Origin of the sequence: Syntrophomonas wolfei subsp. wolfei str. Goettingen G311 (genome assembly GCF_000014725.1) — a bacterium.
Classification (GTDB): Bacteria; Bacillota; Syntrophomonadia; order Syntrophomonadales; family Syntrophomonadaceae; genus Syntrophomonas; species Syntrophomonas wolfei.
The window spans coordinates 1,182,863-1,197,901 of the sequence record NC_008346.1 but is presented as its reverse complement, the minus strand read 5'-3'; the positions used below and the strand labels follow the sequence as shown (position 1 = coordinate 1,197,901).

10 protein-coding genes and 1 riboswitch are annotated in these 15,039 nt (G+C 46.1%); all 10 genes read right to left on the bottom strand.

Translation table 11 applies throughout. The features are described from left to right. Window positions 1-2 precede the first annotated feature (2 nt). On the bottom strand, window positions 3-854 hold the full coding sequence (locus SWOL_RS05325; protein WP_011640467.1) for a DegV family protein: 852 nt from the start codon (window positions 852-854) through the stop codon (window positions 3-5). 243 nt (window positions 855-1,097) lie between these two features. Next, window positions 1,098-1,838, bottom strand: coding sequence for a pyruvate formate-lyase-activating protein (gene pflA / locus SWOL_RS05320; protein ID WP_011640466.1), 741 nt, complete (start codon window positions 1,836-1,838; stop codon window positions 1,098-1,100). 21 nt (window positions 1,839-1,859) lie between these two features. Further along, entirely contained in the window at window positions 1,860-4,091 is a 2,232-nt protein-coding gene (gene pflB / locus SWOL_RS05315; RefSeq protein WP_155814280.1) for a formate C-acetyltransferase, read from the bottom strand. 193 nt (window positions 4,092-4,284) lie between these two features. Then, window positions 4,285-4,977, bottom strand: a complete 693-nt coding sequence (locus SWOL_RS05310; RefSeq protein ID WP_011640464.1) for an ECF transporter S component — start codon at window positions 4,975-4,977, stop codon at window positions 4,285-4,287. A 192-nt stretch (window positions 4,978-5,169) separates the two neighbouring features. Next, on the bottom strand, window positions 5,170-6,864 hold the full coding sequence (locus SWOL_RS05305; protein WP_011640463.1) for an ABC transporter ATP-binding protein: 1,695 nt from the start codon (window positions 6,862-6,864) through the stop codon (window positions 5,170-5,172). Next, the gene (locus SWOL_RS05300) at window positions 6,861-7,787 is read right to left on the bottom strand and encodes an energy-coupling factor transporter transmembrane component T family protein (protein WP_011640462.1); all 927 of its coding nucleotides are present in this window, start codon (window positions 7,785-7,787) and stop codon (window positions 6,861-6,863) included. The genes SWOL_RS05305 and SWOL_RS05300 overlap by 4 nt, the downstream gene beginning before the upstream one ends. A 3-nt stretch (window positions 7,788-7,790) precedes the next feature. After that, the gene (locus SWOL_RS05295; RefSeq protein WP_081424786.1) at window positions 7,791-8,453 is read right to left on the bottom strand and encodes a DUF4430 domain-containing protein; all 663 of its coding nucleotides are present in this window, start codon (window positions 8,451-8,453) and stop codon (window positions 7,791-7,793) included. Window positions 8,454-8,720: 267 nt separating this feature from the next. Beyond that, window positions 8,721-10,985 carry an S-layer homology domain-containing protein gene (locus SWOL_RS13520; RefSeq protein ID WP_011640460.1) on the bottom strand — a complete coding sequence of 755 codons (2,265 nt, stop codon included), beginning with the start codon at window positions 10,983-10,985 and terminating at the stop codon, window positions 8,721-8,723. A gap of 136 nt (window positions 10,986-11,121) precedes the next feature. Beyond that, window positions 11,122-11,305, bottom strand: a riboswitch (cobalamin riboswitch). A 344-nt stretch (window positions 11,306-11,649) separates the two neighbouring features. Next, window positions 11,650-12,747, bottom strand: a complete 1,098-nt coding sequence (locus SWOL_RS05285; RefSeq protein ID WP_011640459.1) for an HD domain-containing phosphohydrolase — start codon at window positions 12,745-12,747, stop codon at window positions 11,650-11,652. Between the two features lie 14 nt (window positions 12,748-12,761). Beyond that, complete coding sequence (locus SWOL_RS13515) at window positions 12,762-14,852, bottom strand: [Fe-Fe] hydrogenase large subunit C-terminal domain-containing protein (protein ID WP_011640458.1); 2,091 nt, start codon at window positions 14,850-14,852, stop codon at window positions 12,762-12,764. Window positions 14,853-15,039: the final 187 nt, after the last annotated feature.

The following is a 15,039-nucleotide window of genomic DNA, read 5'->3' as shown; positions in this document are numbered from 1 at the left end:
CTTCATGCCACATAGACCATACCTATTGTGCCTAGTCCAGTATGCAGGCCTATTACCGGACCGATGGAAAGTATACTTACGGGTAAAGCATAGCGATCAACCAGCGTTTGCCTTAATTGTCGAGCTTTTTCCGGGGCATTGATATGGTGCACTATGATTTCCTTCAGCCCATATTTTTGATGATCTTCTTCCATTAGATACAGCATTCGCTTAACCGCATTGGAAGTTCCCCGGGCCTTCTCCAGCAAATGGGTCATGCCTTTTGCCATATCTACCGTTAAAATAGGCCGGATGTTCAAAAGGGTACCGAGAAGAGCAGAGGCCGTACCTATTCGTCCCCCTTTGCGCAAATACTCCAGGGTTTCCGGGACAAAGTAAAAATGTACCCGATCATGAATATACTGGGCTGCTTTTACCACCGCATCTATATTACCCCCGGCCTTGGCCACCCGGGCGGCCTCCACAACCTGAAGCCCCAGGGCCATACAATTGGTATGAGAATCAATAATCTCCATCCTGGCTTCAGGATATTGCTCCATAAGCTGCTTTTTAACATGCAGGGCTGTAGCCCAGGTTCCACTCATGGTTGAAGATATAAAAATGCCTACAACATGCTCTCCACGAGATAGCGCCTTTTTAAAAGCTGCAAAGAATTGCCCCGGCGGAGGTTGGGAAGATGTCGGAATCTCCCCGGTTTTTTCTATTTTCTGATAAAAATATTCATAGTCTACTTCTGTTTCGATAAAGGACTCATCGGAAAAATGCACACTTAAAGGAATAATTTCAATATGCAGTTCTTCTTGCATTTCTTTACTTATGTATGAAGTGCTATCAGTAAAAACTTTAACGCTCACCCCAACTGCCTCCTGTTGTTTTCATATTATTTATTAGCATTGATTCTACTACACCCGGAGCATAAGGGGAACTTTAAGAAAATATAATATCAATGCAAAAATCCCTTTTGTTCTATAAAGCTTGTATAACCGGGGACTACAACCAGCAATGAAAAGTGGGTTAGTAGGGGCTTGGTATAATAAGATCTAGTTGGGAATATATTAACCACTCACCCCTCACTCCTCATTTTTTTATTAAAATATCTATTTCAAATAAACTGGTTTTCCGCTAATGGCGGATATGATGTTCTTAAACTGTTCCAAAGCCTCCGGGCTGTGAGTAGTTACCCCGTTTAATTCATAGTTATAGCCCAGCAAATCCCATTTATGTTTTCCCAGGGAGTGGTAAGGCAAAAGATCAATACGTTCCACATGTTCAAGCTGGCCCACAAAAGCAGCCATTTCTTCAAGATCTTCCAACGCATCGGTCCAGGCAGGAATTATAACATAGCGAATCCAAATGGGTATATCATGCGAATCGATAAGTTTGAGATTGCTCAAGTTAAGACTATTGCTCATTCCGGTCAGGCAGCGACTTTTTTCCTCGTTGATATGTTTGATATCCGCCAGTACCAGGTTAGTCAGCGGCATAACATTTAGCAGCGCTGCGGGCTTGACATAAAGGGAGGTATCGATAGCGGTAGAAATATTTTCTTCCCGGCAAAGCAGGAAAACTGCCTTTATAAAATCATCATGCAGCAGGGGCTCGCCGCCAGAGAAGGTAAGTCCGCCGCCGGAAGCAATAAAATATGGTTTGCTCCTTCTTATGACTTCCATTAATTCTTCAGGACTATATTCCTGAGCAGAGAGGCTTTTCAATTCCCAGGTGTCGGGATTGTGACAGTATTTGCAGCGCAGGTGACAGCCCTGCATAAAAACCACGGTTCTAATTCCGGGCCCGTCCAGGGTGCTGAAGGTATCAATGGAGTGAATTCTGCCTATCATGGAGCCGTACCCACCCTTAAGCTACATTCGGCGATAGAAGGTACGCATAATTATCTCTTCCTGTTGCTCCCGGTTTAGTTTGGTAAAATGCACTGCATAACCAGAGACCCGGATGGTCAGGTCCGGGTATTTTTCCGGGTGCTCCATAGCTTCCTTCAATGTTTCTACATTAAGAACATTTACATTCATATGATGAGCATCCTGAACGAAATAGCCTTCAAGCAGAGCCAATAGATTGTTTACCCGTTCCTCCTTACTTTTACCAAGGGCTTCAGGGACAGTAGAGAAGGTGAAAGAAATGCCGTCTCGGGCATCTTCATAGGGTAATTTGGCTACCGAATTACAGGCGGCTATAGCTCCCTTTTCTTCCCGGCCGTGCAAGGGGTTGGCACCGGGAGCCAGAGGCTCGCCTTTTTGTCGTCCATCTGGAGTGGTTCCGGTATATTTCCCATACATTACATTAGAGGTTATGGTTAATATGGACAAGGTATGCTGGGCATCTCTATAAGCAGGGTGGCGCTTAAGCTGGTGTATAAAGGTATGAATTATTTCCACCGCCAACAGGTCAACCCGGTCATCGTCATTACCAAACTTGGGGAATTCACCTTCTATGGCAAAATCGCTGACCAATCCCCTTTCGTCTTTGATGGGCCTTACCTTAGCATATTTTATTGCACTTAGAGAATCAGCTGCAACTGATAAACCAGCTATGCCAAAAGCCATAAAGTGTTTGACAAAAGTATTGTGCAAGGCCATTTGCACATATTCATAAGCATACTTATCATGCATATAATGAATAAGATTCATAGTATTTACATAAAGCTCAGCTAACCATTCCATCTGTATCTTGAATCGTCTCATAACCTCGCCAAATTCCAATCTATCTCCATCATAAACCGACATTTCCACCCCTACCTGTTGGCCGCTTATCTCGTCCTTGCCCCCATTTATGGCATAGAGTAAAAGTTTGGCCAGGTTGCAGCGGGCGCCAAAAAGCTGAGTCTCCTTCCCCAGGCGCATAGCCGATACACAGCAAGCGATACCGTAATCATCACCATAGTAGTCACGCATCAGGTCATCGTTCTCGTACTGGAGAGCAGATGTAGAAATAGACAGCTTAGCGCAGAACTCTAAAAAATTGCGAGGAAGATTGCGTGACCATAAAATAGTCATATTGGGTTCAGGTGCCGCTCCTAAATTTTTCAAGGTCTGTAGAAAGCGGTAAGAAGTTTTGCTAACCAGATGCCTCCCGTCCGTACCGGAGCCGCCCAGTGATTCCGTGACCCAGTTCGGATCCCCGGCAAATATTTCACTGTACTCGGGGGTGCGCAAGTGCCGAACCAGTCGTAGTTTTATCACCAATTGATCAATCAATTCCTGGGCTTCGTTCTCCGTAATCCTTCCTAATCGCAAGTCCCGTTCCAGATAGATGTCGAGAAAGGTGGAGACCCGCCCCAGGCTCATGGCAGCTCCGTTTTGTTCCTTGACTGCGGCCAGGTAGGCAAAGTAGAGATGCTGCACTGCCTCAACCGCAGTAGCTGCCGGTCGGGAAATATCATAATCATAAGATTTAGCCATTTGCTTCAGGTCTTGCAGAGACTTAATCTGTCCCGCCATATCTTCCCGGAGTTGTATGAGCTCGGGAGTCATTCTACGATTAAGCCAATCGCGGTCGTTCTCTTTGGCTTTTATGAGAAAATCTACTCCATAAAGACTTACCCGGCGACAATCGCCAATTATCCGGCCACGGCCATAAGAGTCCGGCAGACCGGTAATTATCCCCACCTTTCGCGCCAGGCGCATTTCCGGGGTATAGACCGCAAAAACTCCGTCATTATGGGTACGGCGGTGTTTTTCAAAAAACTTCAGGAGCTTCTTATCCGGTTCATAACCATACGCCCGGCAAGCGTTGAGGGTCATTTTCAAACCACCGTAAACATTGATAGCCCGTTTCAAGGCCTTATCCGTTTGCAAACCGATAATCTTCTCCAGTTCCCGGTCAATATAACCCGGGGGATGGCTGGTAATGCTTAGGGGAGTATCCGCATCTACCAGCAAAACCCCTTTAGATTCCCTTTCCTTTTGCAATAAATCCTGGCATTTTCTCCAGAGCAAAGATGTTTTTTCTCCCGGGCCAGTCAAAAAACCACTATCGCCATCATAGGGGCTATAGTTTTTTTGGATAAAGTCCCTTACATCTATTTCATGCATCCATCTGCCTGCTTTAAAACCGCTCCATGCCGCCTGCAATATACCCACCTCCAGGAATTGAATTAGCCTTATTATTTGATACTTTCCGGTTTTTTAACCTGAGGCGTCGGGAGACGGAAGACAGAAGGCGGAAATCGGAGGATGGAATGGTATTTTCATCGGTGGTTGTGGCCCCCGGCCATGAAGGGTTAGTATGTAAAGTGAAGATTACTTACTATTCGAAAAGTATCCTGGGCTATTTGCTGTATCCTGAGATCTTGGCTTGAAAACGAAAAAGCAGTTGATAGAAATGAGTGCCAAAAAGAAGGGAAAAAGCCAGATTGCCGACTGCGTGGATAAGATCGAAGGGAAAGCTGGCGATGCAGCTGCCCAGGTAGCTGGACCAGTTCAGAGGATGAACGAAGCTGCTCCAATAGGAAATGTTAGTGATCCAGCCGAAGAGGAAGGCAGAAAAAGTACATAGAAAAACAAAGGGCAGCAGGCGAAATACGGATAAAGCCTGCCCCAGGCCGCCGGCCAGCAGCCCGCATATACCCCAGGCCAACATCTGCCAGGGTGTCCAGGGCCCCTGCCCTAGAAAAAAGTTCGATACCAGGGCCGATATGGCTCCGACCAGGAAACCGGTCTGGCTGCCAAAGACATAGCCGGTAATCATAATTATAAAGCTTGCCGGCTGCAAACCGGCAATAGGAACAAAAGCTATGCGGGATAGGGCAGCCAGGGATGATATAGTGGCTATAAAAGATAATTGCACTATACTATTCTGCTGTCTCTCAAACTGCCAGAAAAACCCGGCCAGGGCCACGGTCAGGATGGTGGCCGCCAGCAAGCCCCAGTTCCAGTTTCCCAAACTTCTTCCGGGCCAGATGCTAAGCAAGAGCAACAAGCCCAGTAAACCCAGGGATATGAGGGATATTTTTAATTGCATAATCCTTATCTCCTATACATATTTTTCCCCCAGGCATGGGGACGGTTCTTTTGCCTGTTTCCTTTTATCATTTATCCCCAACCAGAGGGGACATGGCCGGGGGGACACAACCACCGATGAAAAATGAGTTAGAAGGCGCTTGCCCCTCACCCCTTAGTGTTCTCCTACCCTTATTTTTCCCCGGCTCTGGCATTACCAGCTAGCCTTGGGAATAGACTCCTGACGGTGATGCAGGATGCGCCGTAAAAGTTCTTGCGCCTGTTTTAGGGTAACGATCCCCTGGGCGATACCGCGAAATACTTTAGTGACTTGCGGAGAATAAAAGGTGGAGGAACTGAGCATTTCATATTTACTGCCAGAGCAGAGCAAAGAACCGTCCGCTACAAAAATCACCTTACCGGCGTATTCGGCCACAAACTCCACATCATGGCTGACCATAAGAATAGCCATATCTTCAGCCTGCAATTCTAGAAGGAAACGCCCCAGTTCTTCTTTATGACGATAATCCAGGCCACGGGTGGGTTCATCCAGTAGTAAAACCCGGGGGTTGACAGCCGTAACCGCCGCCAGGGCCGCCCGCTGTCGCTCACCGCTGCTGAGATCGCGCGGGTTAAGCTGCGCCAGACTAGATAGGCCAAAACGCTGCAAGACCTGCTCGCAACGCTTATCTATATCGTCCTTAGTTGCTAAATGCTGCAGGCTGAATCTCACTTCCTCCCGCACGCTAGGCAAAAAAAGATAGTCATCTGGATTTTGTGGGAGATAGGCTATGCTGTTGGCCAGTTCCGCTAGCGGAACCCCTTTACTGTCGCGGCCGCAAATCTTAATCTTACCCCGGCCCGGGCGTAACAGGCCGTTAAGGTTTTTAAGGATAGTACTCTTTCCGGCCCCATTCGGCCCCATAAGCACAGCGAACTCACCCGCTTTTAAGTTAAAGGAGATATCTTTCAGTACTTCCTTTCCTGCCGGGTAGCGGAACCAAACTTTCTCCACTTCCACTATCGGCTGTTCAAAACTCCGGTCTGCATCGAGCTTATTCCTAAAGCCAGGGGATACCACGGAGAATGAAGGGGAGAAATCACCCTGGGGAGCAAGGCTTCTTAAGATACACCGGCCCTCTTTTATGCTGGCGGGTATTTTCGGGAAAGCACAGCCGGCGAATAAGCGAGCTAACGGAGGGAGGCAGGAAGGCTCATGCTTCATGGCCCAGTGGGAAAGTTTATCAAAGCTCTGCTCATCATAGGCTATGGCTCCATTTTTCATCACCACTACTCTATCCGCTAAATGAAAGCACCTTTCCAGCCGTTGTTCAGCTAAAATTACGGTCAAGCCGCTATCTTCGTTAAGACGGCGTATGCTGTTCAAAATCTGTTCCGCCGCCACCGGATCGAGTTGGGAAGTGGGTTCATCCAGCAACAGGATTTCCGGTTCCCAGGCTAAAATCGATGCCAGAACAACCTTCTGTTTCTGTCCCCCTGATAAAGTGTCCGTAGCCTGCTGCAGACAATCCGTCAGGTCCAGAGCAGCTGCCACTTCCATTATCCGCCGTTTAATCAGGGCCGGGGTAAAACCCAGGTTTTCCAGGGCAAAGGCAATTTCCGCCTCGACCGTATTCATCAGTAATTGCCGTTCGGCTTCTTGAAATACGATTCCTGTTTTCAGCAGGCGCTGGCGATGGGGAATCTTGGTTAAGGGAATTTGGTCCAAGTAAATGGCACCTGCCAGGTGACCTCCATGAAAATCCGGAACCAGACCGGCTATAGCCCGGAGCAGAGTAGTCTTTCCACAGCCGGAAGCTCCCGAAAGTAAAACAAATTCACCTTCATTAAGAGTAAGGTTAATTTTCTGCAGAGCGGGTTCTTTTTCATTTGGATAGCAATAACTCAAATCTTTGATAAAAAGCTGTTGGAACGTTTACACCCCCAATTCAAGACGGATGGGATGGCCAGGCTTAAAGTCATCAGGGTTAGGATGCCGCTGCCCGAGAATTCCCAGTTTAGATGGGGATAATAAGCGAAGTTGCTCCACCCTTGCCCATAGGCCCGTATTCCACAGAAGAAAGCAATTATTAGCGCCAGCAAAATCAGGAAGTCGCGGGGACGCCATAAATCAGCCTGTCTCTGACTGCGTGCTCCGCTGCCGTATCCCCGGGCATACATTGATTCCGCCAATTCCAGCGCCTGCTCCAGAGAGGATGAAAAAAGAACCGATATGACGGGTTTTAAACGGCAGGTTCTTTGCCACAAATTACCTTTATAAGGATCAACTCCGCGGCATTGAGATATTTCCATAATGCGCCTGAAATCCCGCAAAAACTGCGGCAAAAGACGGGTGGATAAGATAATGGCCAGAGCTGTTTTCCCCTTCCCCAGTCCCGCGACTGCTCGCAGCATACGGTCAGGGTCTATCGCCTGCGAATAAAGGCAAAAGGCCGTTATAATAACCAGCAGGCGCAGCCCCATTCCAGCAGCAAAACCAAGGGCTTCCAGGCTTAAATTGATTGGGGCCATCCCAGAGTAAAGCTGTAGGGAAAATAATACCGTTTCCCCTTCCCGTGAAAAAAGCATATTCAGAACCACGATTAGAATAATCAAGCTTACACTAAGCTTGAGATAAATGCTCCATTCCTTATAGTGTCCAGAGGAAACTATAACTAAAGCTGCGGGCAGCAGTAAAGCTGCCAGGTAAAGCGGGTGATAGAATATGAGGGATAGGATCGTTATTACTGATACATAACTCAGGGTGGTTAAAGGATGGAGGCTATGAATCAGATTATCCTTCACCTGGTAGGTTAGCATAGTATCATTCATTGGCTATCTTCCCCCTGAACCCCAGCTATGATAATCCCACCATATCACATCCCCCACAGCCGGGCGGTAAGATGCGGCACCCACATTGGCCGAGCTACCGTTGATATAATAAAACCAGTCTTCCGGTTCCTGGCCCAGGCCGGCACGCTTCGATTTCAGACCATTGATGCCTTCGACAAACTCACCACCGTAACTGCTGCTGACCTCTAAATGGGCTTTTAAAATATCCATTACGGTCACATCCTGGGCTAATTCCACTTCCTGGTCAAAAATCACCTCTTCACCATTGTCCTGGGTAACCAGCAAACGCACCCGGGCTTTATTATCATCAGGCTCCGGCTCCGGCAGAACCGGGTTTTTGTTGCCCGTTGCTTCAGGAGTCTCCTGCAGCGTAGAGGAAGCAAGGGATTCTTTTTTATCCTCGGAGGAAAGTGCCTCCGGGGCCGGAGACATGTTCCCCTGTCCCTTGCCCTTGATACTTGGGGAAGCAGCGGAGCCAGTATCATCCGCTTTTAGCCTTTCCTGGCCCGGCTCTACACTGGCTTTATGGCTGGAAGAGCCGTATCTCTCCCCCTGCTTATTAATGCCGTCGCTGCTATGGCAGCCAGCTATGAGGAACAGCAACAAAAACAATAGTAAACATATCGAAAAGTTCCTTTTCACCATAAACCTCCATCAAAAACACAAGGGGACGGTTCTTTTGTGTTATCCCCATGTCTTGTCCCCCCCTTGTGTTACCTTACGCAGGTACAATCACTCATGAAAAGTCAGTCAGGATCCAAGGTGGAATAGGATAAACCTTGACTCCTCACCCCTTACTCCTCACTTTTCTTGCTAACCCTTCATGGCCGGAGCCGCAACCATTGATGCAAAAAGAAGCCAATTATATATCACCAGAACCGTCCCTATGATATACCTTCCCTATGATATATCTCATTTTAATGGAGTAGCTTCAATGCTGTTCAAATAACGAAATAAAATCACGGCTGCTTCGGCGCGGCTGCAAGCTTGCCCGGCCCGAAAGCTGCCATCCTCGTAACCCAGCATTAATTTCTCCGCTACTACGAACTTAACAGCCGGAACAGCCCAGGGAGCTATACTGTCTTGATCTCCAAAAATTGAAATCTGATTATTGTTTTGCTTATCCTTCTTTAGACGATATATAATACAGGCCATTTCCTGGCGGCTAATGGAATTCACAGGCCGAAAGCTACCATCGGGATATCCGGAAATTATTCCTTCCTGCAGGCAATACTGCAAAGACGGATAAAACCAATCAGATTGGCTCACGTCTTCAGGGATAATTCCCTGGTAATCAACGGTATTATTTCCCAACGCCCGGGCAATTAAAGTGATAAACTCGGCCCGAGTTACCGGAGTCAGGGGGTCAAAATGTTCTCCTCGCCCCTGTATTATCCCCCTGCCCGCCAGTATTTCAATAGCATCCCGCGCCCAGGCCAGGCTGTCATCTACATCACTGAAATATACCCTGGCTGCAGGAGTTGGTACTTGCCGGTCCAACTCGGGCTTAATCTCTGGCTGTATTTTCTGTTCATCTGGAAGCTTTTCTTTCACCTCTGGATTATAGATTTGGCCGCTGCCCAGACGGTCCCATTCCGGGCTGCTGGCGGAAGCATCCTGGCTGTACCAGAATATAATCCGGTCTCCATCGGATACACTCTGTTCACTGGCCAATACAGTAGGAACTCTGGCATTAACTGAATACATCCAACCGCTCATACCCTGGTTTTGCTCTCCGGCTATTTCCACAATAAGTCCTTCCCATCGATCAGAAAAGCTCCATCTCAAACCGGTTTTATTCAGAGCTCCCATAGCCGTTAATGCAAAACGATCCTGGGAAGATAGACTAATGGAGCTGGGGCCAAATAATAGGGTCCCGTTCTTGCCTACTACGGCAATATTTACTGCCAGATCGCTGCTCTTGGATTCTCCTTCTCCTCCCCCGCTTCGTGGCCTGACCGTAAGAGTAGCGGAAGCTTCATACTCATCTGAGCTAGCCGTAACCATTGTCTGTCCCTCACTTAATCCCCGGGCCAGACCCCCATCGATACTGGCTATATTATTGTCTGCAACTAACCAATTTACGCTTTTACTAATATCGTTCTGCTCACCATTAAAAAGCTTTAATAAAGCACTGAATGCTATAGTTCCATTTTTCGCAACGCTGCCTGTTGTCGGAGTGATGGAGAGCCCCAGAGCTGTATCGGCCGGGATCTGCACCCCCAGAGATAGGCAGGCATTCAAGACCCAGGTCGCGTCAGTTTTGTTCTTGGAGGTTCCCAGGCTGCCATCAGCATTTAATGCTTTATTATGCAGGTAATCGAGTATGGTTTTCCCTTCCTGACTGCTCCAGCTTGCAGGATCGATGTCTAGCGTTTTCAAGGTCAGCAACACTTCTACACTATCTATCAACGGGTCATCAAAACCACCGCTATCCTGAAAACTGCCATTATCCTTTTGCAAAGCTTGCAACCAGTTAATAGCTTTGTTTATGGCGGTATTAATCTCATCACTCTTTTCGCCTGTTGATGCTTCCAAGTATTTAAGAGTTCTTATGGCCTGAGTAGTTGACATTACATCATTCCACGATGAAGTCCAGGCTCCGGTTTTAGGATCGCTGTTATTAATAATATAGTCTATGGCTGAAGTGCTGTTCATCCGGGCCAGATCACCGGAAAGGGCTAAATATTCAAAAGCCGATATATCACCAAAAGGGTTGTTATCGATGGACCCATTTAAAGTTGTATTCTGCCTGTTCTGTAAAACTTGGAGCAGGGCGTCGGCTTTTTTATCTTCTCCCCAACTCCGGGCCAGGAGGTTTAATTGGGCTATCTGCTTGGATGAATAAAAATAGGCAGGATTACCGGAAAAATCGACGGTCTTTTTATCGGGATCTATCAGGATTTGCTCCATTGTTGTCAATGACACAGTCTTTATGTCGCTACCATCATATACCCAGCCGGAAACCTGGGCTCCAGCCTTTCCCAGTACCCAGGTATCAAAGCCATCCAGGGCCTGACCCTGCCGGTAGCTGGAATAATTGTATTGCACGGCTTTGATGGCCAAAGTATCTAGATCTACCGCCGTTTCGGCAGAAGCAGGCAAGAACAGGGCCGAGAAGCAAAGGCATATTATACATAGCAGAATTAAAAGGGGCGAATTAAACCTTCTTATCACCGTTTTCCCTCCTCAAGATATTTGTCCATAAAAATAAAAAATCTTCCTTAAATACAGGAAGATGGGTAGGCGAATATAAGCAAAAACGAGCTGAATTCGCGCCTATAAAAACCCCTCCCTTCCCTCCGAAGGATATAATGGTTTTCTATCCCAGGCAGGTCTCCTGGCTCGTGTTCATTTGCAACTGCTGGCCTTCCCGGTTTATACCAGTGGCTATACAAGCAACGCATCACACTAACAGTAGCGGGGGCTGCAGCGGATTCTCACCGCTTTCCCTTTTCATTCGAGCAAACTCGAACACCTGGCATAACGCTTAAATTTATATCTTGATTCTGCTGCAAAAAGTTATTAATATTCATTGGTTGTATAAATATACCGCTCGCAGTCTTCGCATGGACAACACCTGCGGCTTGTCTCGCGGCTCAAGGGGTACCGCGCTAATCTCCCGTCCATGGGAGTAGCGCTCTCGCGACCTCCTGTCGCTCGCCCCCTTTCGCCTGCTCGCCTTCGCCGGGTATTGTATCCACGCTTCGCCAACGCTCGCTTTGTATATTTATGCAACCCTTATGCAACAAAAGGGGTTTTTGCAGTGGAACCATATCTTGTATTATATCTTAATTGAAGCTTGTTCTTAATTCAAGCTTCCAGAAACCATTTACTCCCCCTAATCCTGGTTGGAGTTGAATATCTCGTCAAATTCATCAGCAATCTCGATAAAAGCCTGCAATACTTTCGGATCAAAGTATTCCGGGCGAGTTCGGTTATCACCCTTGGTTATAATCTGCATAGTGCGGAAATGACTAAAGGCTGGTTTATAGGGTCTTTTGCTGCGCAAAGCATCATACTGGTCACATATAGCTACAATTCTACCTTCTAATGGTATCTCTTCTCCTTTTAGCCCATTGGGATAACCTGAGCCGTCCCATCTTTCATGATGAGTAAGAGCAATAGATTCGGTCATTCTAATTTTTTCATACTTGGACCGGGCCAGGATGCTGGCACCAGTTGTAGTATGAGTTTTCATTATTTCAAACTCCTCCGCATCCAGGGCACCTGGTTTTAACAAAATATTATCCCAAATCCCTATTTTACCTATATCATGCAGCGGAGCAGCAAAAGCAATGGACTCAACAAACTCCGACGGTAGTTTAAGGGTTTCCGCCAATCTCTTGGCATATAAACCCAGTCTCTTGTTATGCAATCCAGTATCAGAATCCCTTAGTTCGGCAGCGGCAGTAAGGCGGTATACTACTTCGGTACTCAGTTCCTGTACTATGGTCAGGGCTTCCGATAATTCTCGGGTTCTTTTCTCGACAGTTTCCTCCAGGGCTCTTTTGTAGTCTGCTTCCACTTTGTAAAAATGAACTAAACTGACAGCCTTATCAAGAGCGATTAAAAACTTATTGATATCCATTGGTTTAAGAACAAAATAGTCCACACCAAGGTTAATAAGTTCGAGAAGATACCGAGCTTCGTCATGGGCTGATATTACTATTATTATCTCTTTTTTATTGCCCGCCTTGATCTGGGCGGCCATTTTAACCCCATTCATTACCGGCATGTTAATATCGGTAATAATCAAGTCGTAACAATTCCCGTTGTACTTTTCCAGACCCTCCTGTCCATTACTGGCTGTATCAATATCGGAAAAAAAAGCAGCCAGGAGACGAGCGGTGTTTTCCCGCAGTTCTTTGTCATCTTCAACATATAAAACTCTGATTCCTTGAGCTCTCTCCTTCAGCTCCTTAACATCAATGGTCATTTTAAAGCCTCCCGTTAGCGAAGTGGAAACTTGAGGGTAAAGCAAGCTCCCTCCTGCGTATTACGGGCAATGAGTTCTCCCATGCAATGTTCTTCCACTATGGTTTTCGACATATAGAGTCCTAGCCCGGTTCCTATTCCGGGTCCCTTGGTAGAAAAATAGGGATCAAATATTTTATTAAGTATTCGTTCGGGTATACCTCCGGCATTATCAATAATTTCTACTATTTGATAGTTGTTTTTTTCATAGCCATTTATCTGTATCCGGGGATAGCTGGTTTCATTATCAACAAAGGCATCGGAGGCATTTTTAAGGATATTAAGAAATACCTGCATAAGCTCATTGGGATAAGTTAAAATAGGTTGGGAAAAAGAGGTGTTAATATTCAACTGTACATTTTTGTATTCCAATGATTTACCGATTATGCCCAGGGTATTGTCAATTACGACATTAAGATATACCGTATCCTGAGGATTATCCGGCTTAAAAAAGTGCCGAAAATCGTTTATGGTACTGGACAAATACTGGGCATGGTGGTTGATCTCTTCAAGTAAAGAGAGAAATTGATTCTTTTCATACATATCAAGATCCAGGTAAACTTTAAGATTTCCTGCCAGGGTGCTTATAGAGGATAGTGGTTGCCGCCATTGGTGGGCAATCATACCTATCATTTCCCCCATAGCTGCCAGTTTGGAGTTTTGTACCAGCAATTGCTCTTGCTGCTTTCTTTCCGACATTTCTTCTTCCAGCTTAGAATTGAGAGTAGCCAGTTCATCAACCATATTATTAAGGATCTCCTGCTCCCTTAATAATTCTTTTTCTTGATAGAGATGGCAATTTTCCGCTTTGTTTAAACCATTAAAAACTGCAACCGCCATTTGGTAGCAGGAATTGTAGCCGCAGGCCAGGCAGTTGCGATAATCCTTTTCCACTTCCTTGTACATACGTTTATATACCTGCTGTAATTGCAGTTCACTGGGGATAATAATATCGTTATTTGCAGACAGATTACTATAAAAGGTGTAAGAAAAGTCTAAATCCTGCGTGATTTTATCAAGAAATTCTATTAACTTTATAGTTTTTTCTGCGTCACTGCTGCTAAATTCCGTTCGGCGGTTGACGGCTCTTTCAATTTGGGTAATGGATTGCCCCTGGTTGATGCAACCTGCACCCATATTACAGCCTTTTTCACAGGCCAGTATATCAATAATCAGGGGAAGATCAGCTTGTCCCTCCTTTATAGCCTTTTCCAGATCTTTAAGGTATTTTTCGTAAACCAGGGAACCTTCAATTTTGGAGATGCTGCTAGGTAGTGTTTCCGGATAATGGAAAAGGTAGGCTTCCTTCAGTCCCCCGGGAGTAGAAAAATTGGTCGCAATTCCAGCGGAGATGTAATTATCAAACTCACTTTCCTCAAGCAAGTCGATATTTATATCCTTTTCAGCTAATATCCGTGATAATGATTGAAATATTACATTGTATTCAACGCTTTGACTATCATGAAATTCCCGTTTCTTGGCCAGGCAGGGGGAAATAAAGGCCAACTTCGCTTCCGGGTGCAAGGTTTTAGCATAGACAGCAATATTGTGTACCGGGCTGCCTACCGGAGCCAGGTGGGGAATCAAGGCCGGGTGATTCAGTTCTATGTATCTGACTATAGCCGGGCAGGGCTGAGCAATCAGGGGAAGCTTCGCTTTTCCAGATTTTATGGCCTTATGATAAGAATAAATAGATATTTCTGCTCCCAGCGAAACATCATAAACCGCCTTAACTCCCAAAAGTTTAAGCGCGCTTATTAGCTTCTTAAGGTTAAAATTGGCCTGGGCCGAGGGAGCGACTAGAGCTATTACTTCACTGCTATCTAAATCATTTAAAAAATCATCGGCGTCATCAATGGGAAAGCGGGCACTTTTCTCAACATTACCTCCATGACTTTTAATACAAGCCTCTATACAGCGACCGCATCCGATACAGAGATGGTTATGGAATTTTACCACATTCCCGCTTCCATCACTGCAAATCTTAACCGGGCAAACCGCAATACACTGGTGGCAGTTGATACAGTTCTCTTCTTTAATGCCAATTACTTCTATGAAAGTGTTCATAGCATTCCTTGTATTACCTTAAGAAAACCATTTTTTAAGCATCGGAAGAAACTGTGGAGCAGTTTCAACACACCGCTGCAACGAGGTGGGGGATTAGAACCCACCGCCTGTTTTTTAATAGGAACCCGACCGCTTAAAGAAGCGGGGATATATTTCACCTAGTTATATATAGCTATAGCCGCATAAA

What these genes read in the sequence shown, in the direction of transcription:
- pflA (WP_011640466.1), bottom strand. Translation starts at nt 1,838, where the DNA reads ATGATAGGCAGAATTCACTCCATTGATACCTTCAGCACCCTGGACGGG.
- SWOL_RS05310 (WP_011640464.1), bottom strand. Translation starts at nt 4,977, where the DNA reads ATGCAATTAAAAATATCCCTCATATCCCTGGGTTTACTGGGCTTGTTG.
- SWOL_RS05300 (WP_011640462.1), bottom strand. Translation starts at nt 7,787, where the DNA reads ATGAATGATACTATGCTAACCTACCAGGTGAAGGATAATCTGATTCAT.
- SWOL_RS05295 (WP_081424786.1), bottom strand. Translation starts at nt 8,453, where the DNA reads ATGGTGAAAAGGAACTTTTCGATATGTTTACTATTGTTTTTGTTGCTG.
- SWOL_RS05285 (WP_011640459.1), bottom strand. Translation starts at nt 12,747, where the DNA reads ATGACCATTGATGTTAAGGAGCTGAAGGAGAGAGCTCAAGGAATCAGA.
- SWOL_RS13515 (WP_011640458.1), bottom strand. Translation starts at nt 14,852, where the DNA reads ATGAACACTTTCATAGAAGTAATTGGCATTAAAGAAGAGAACTGTATC.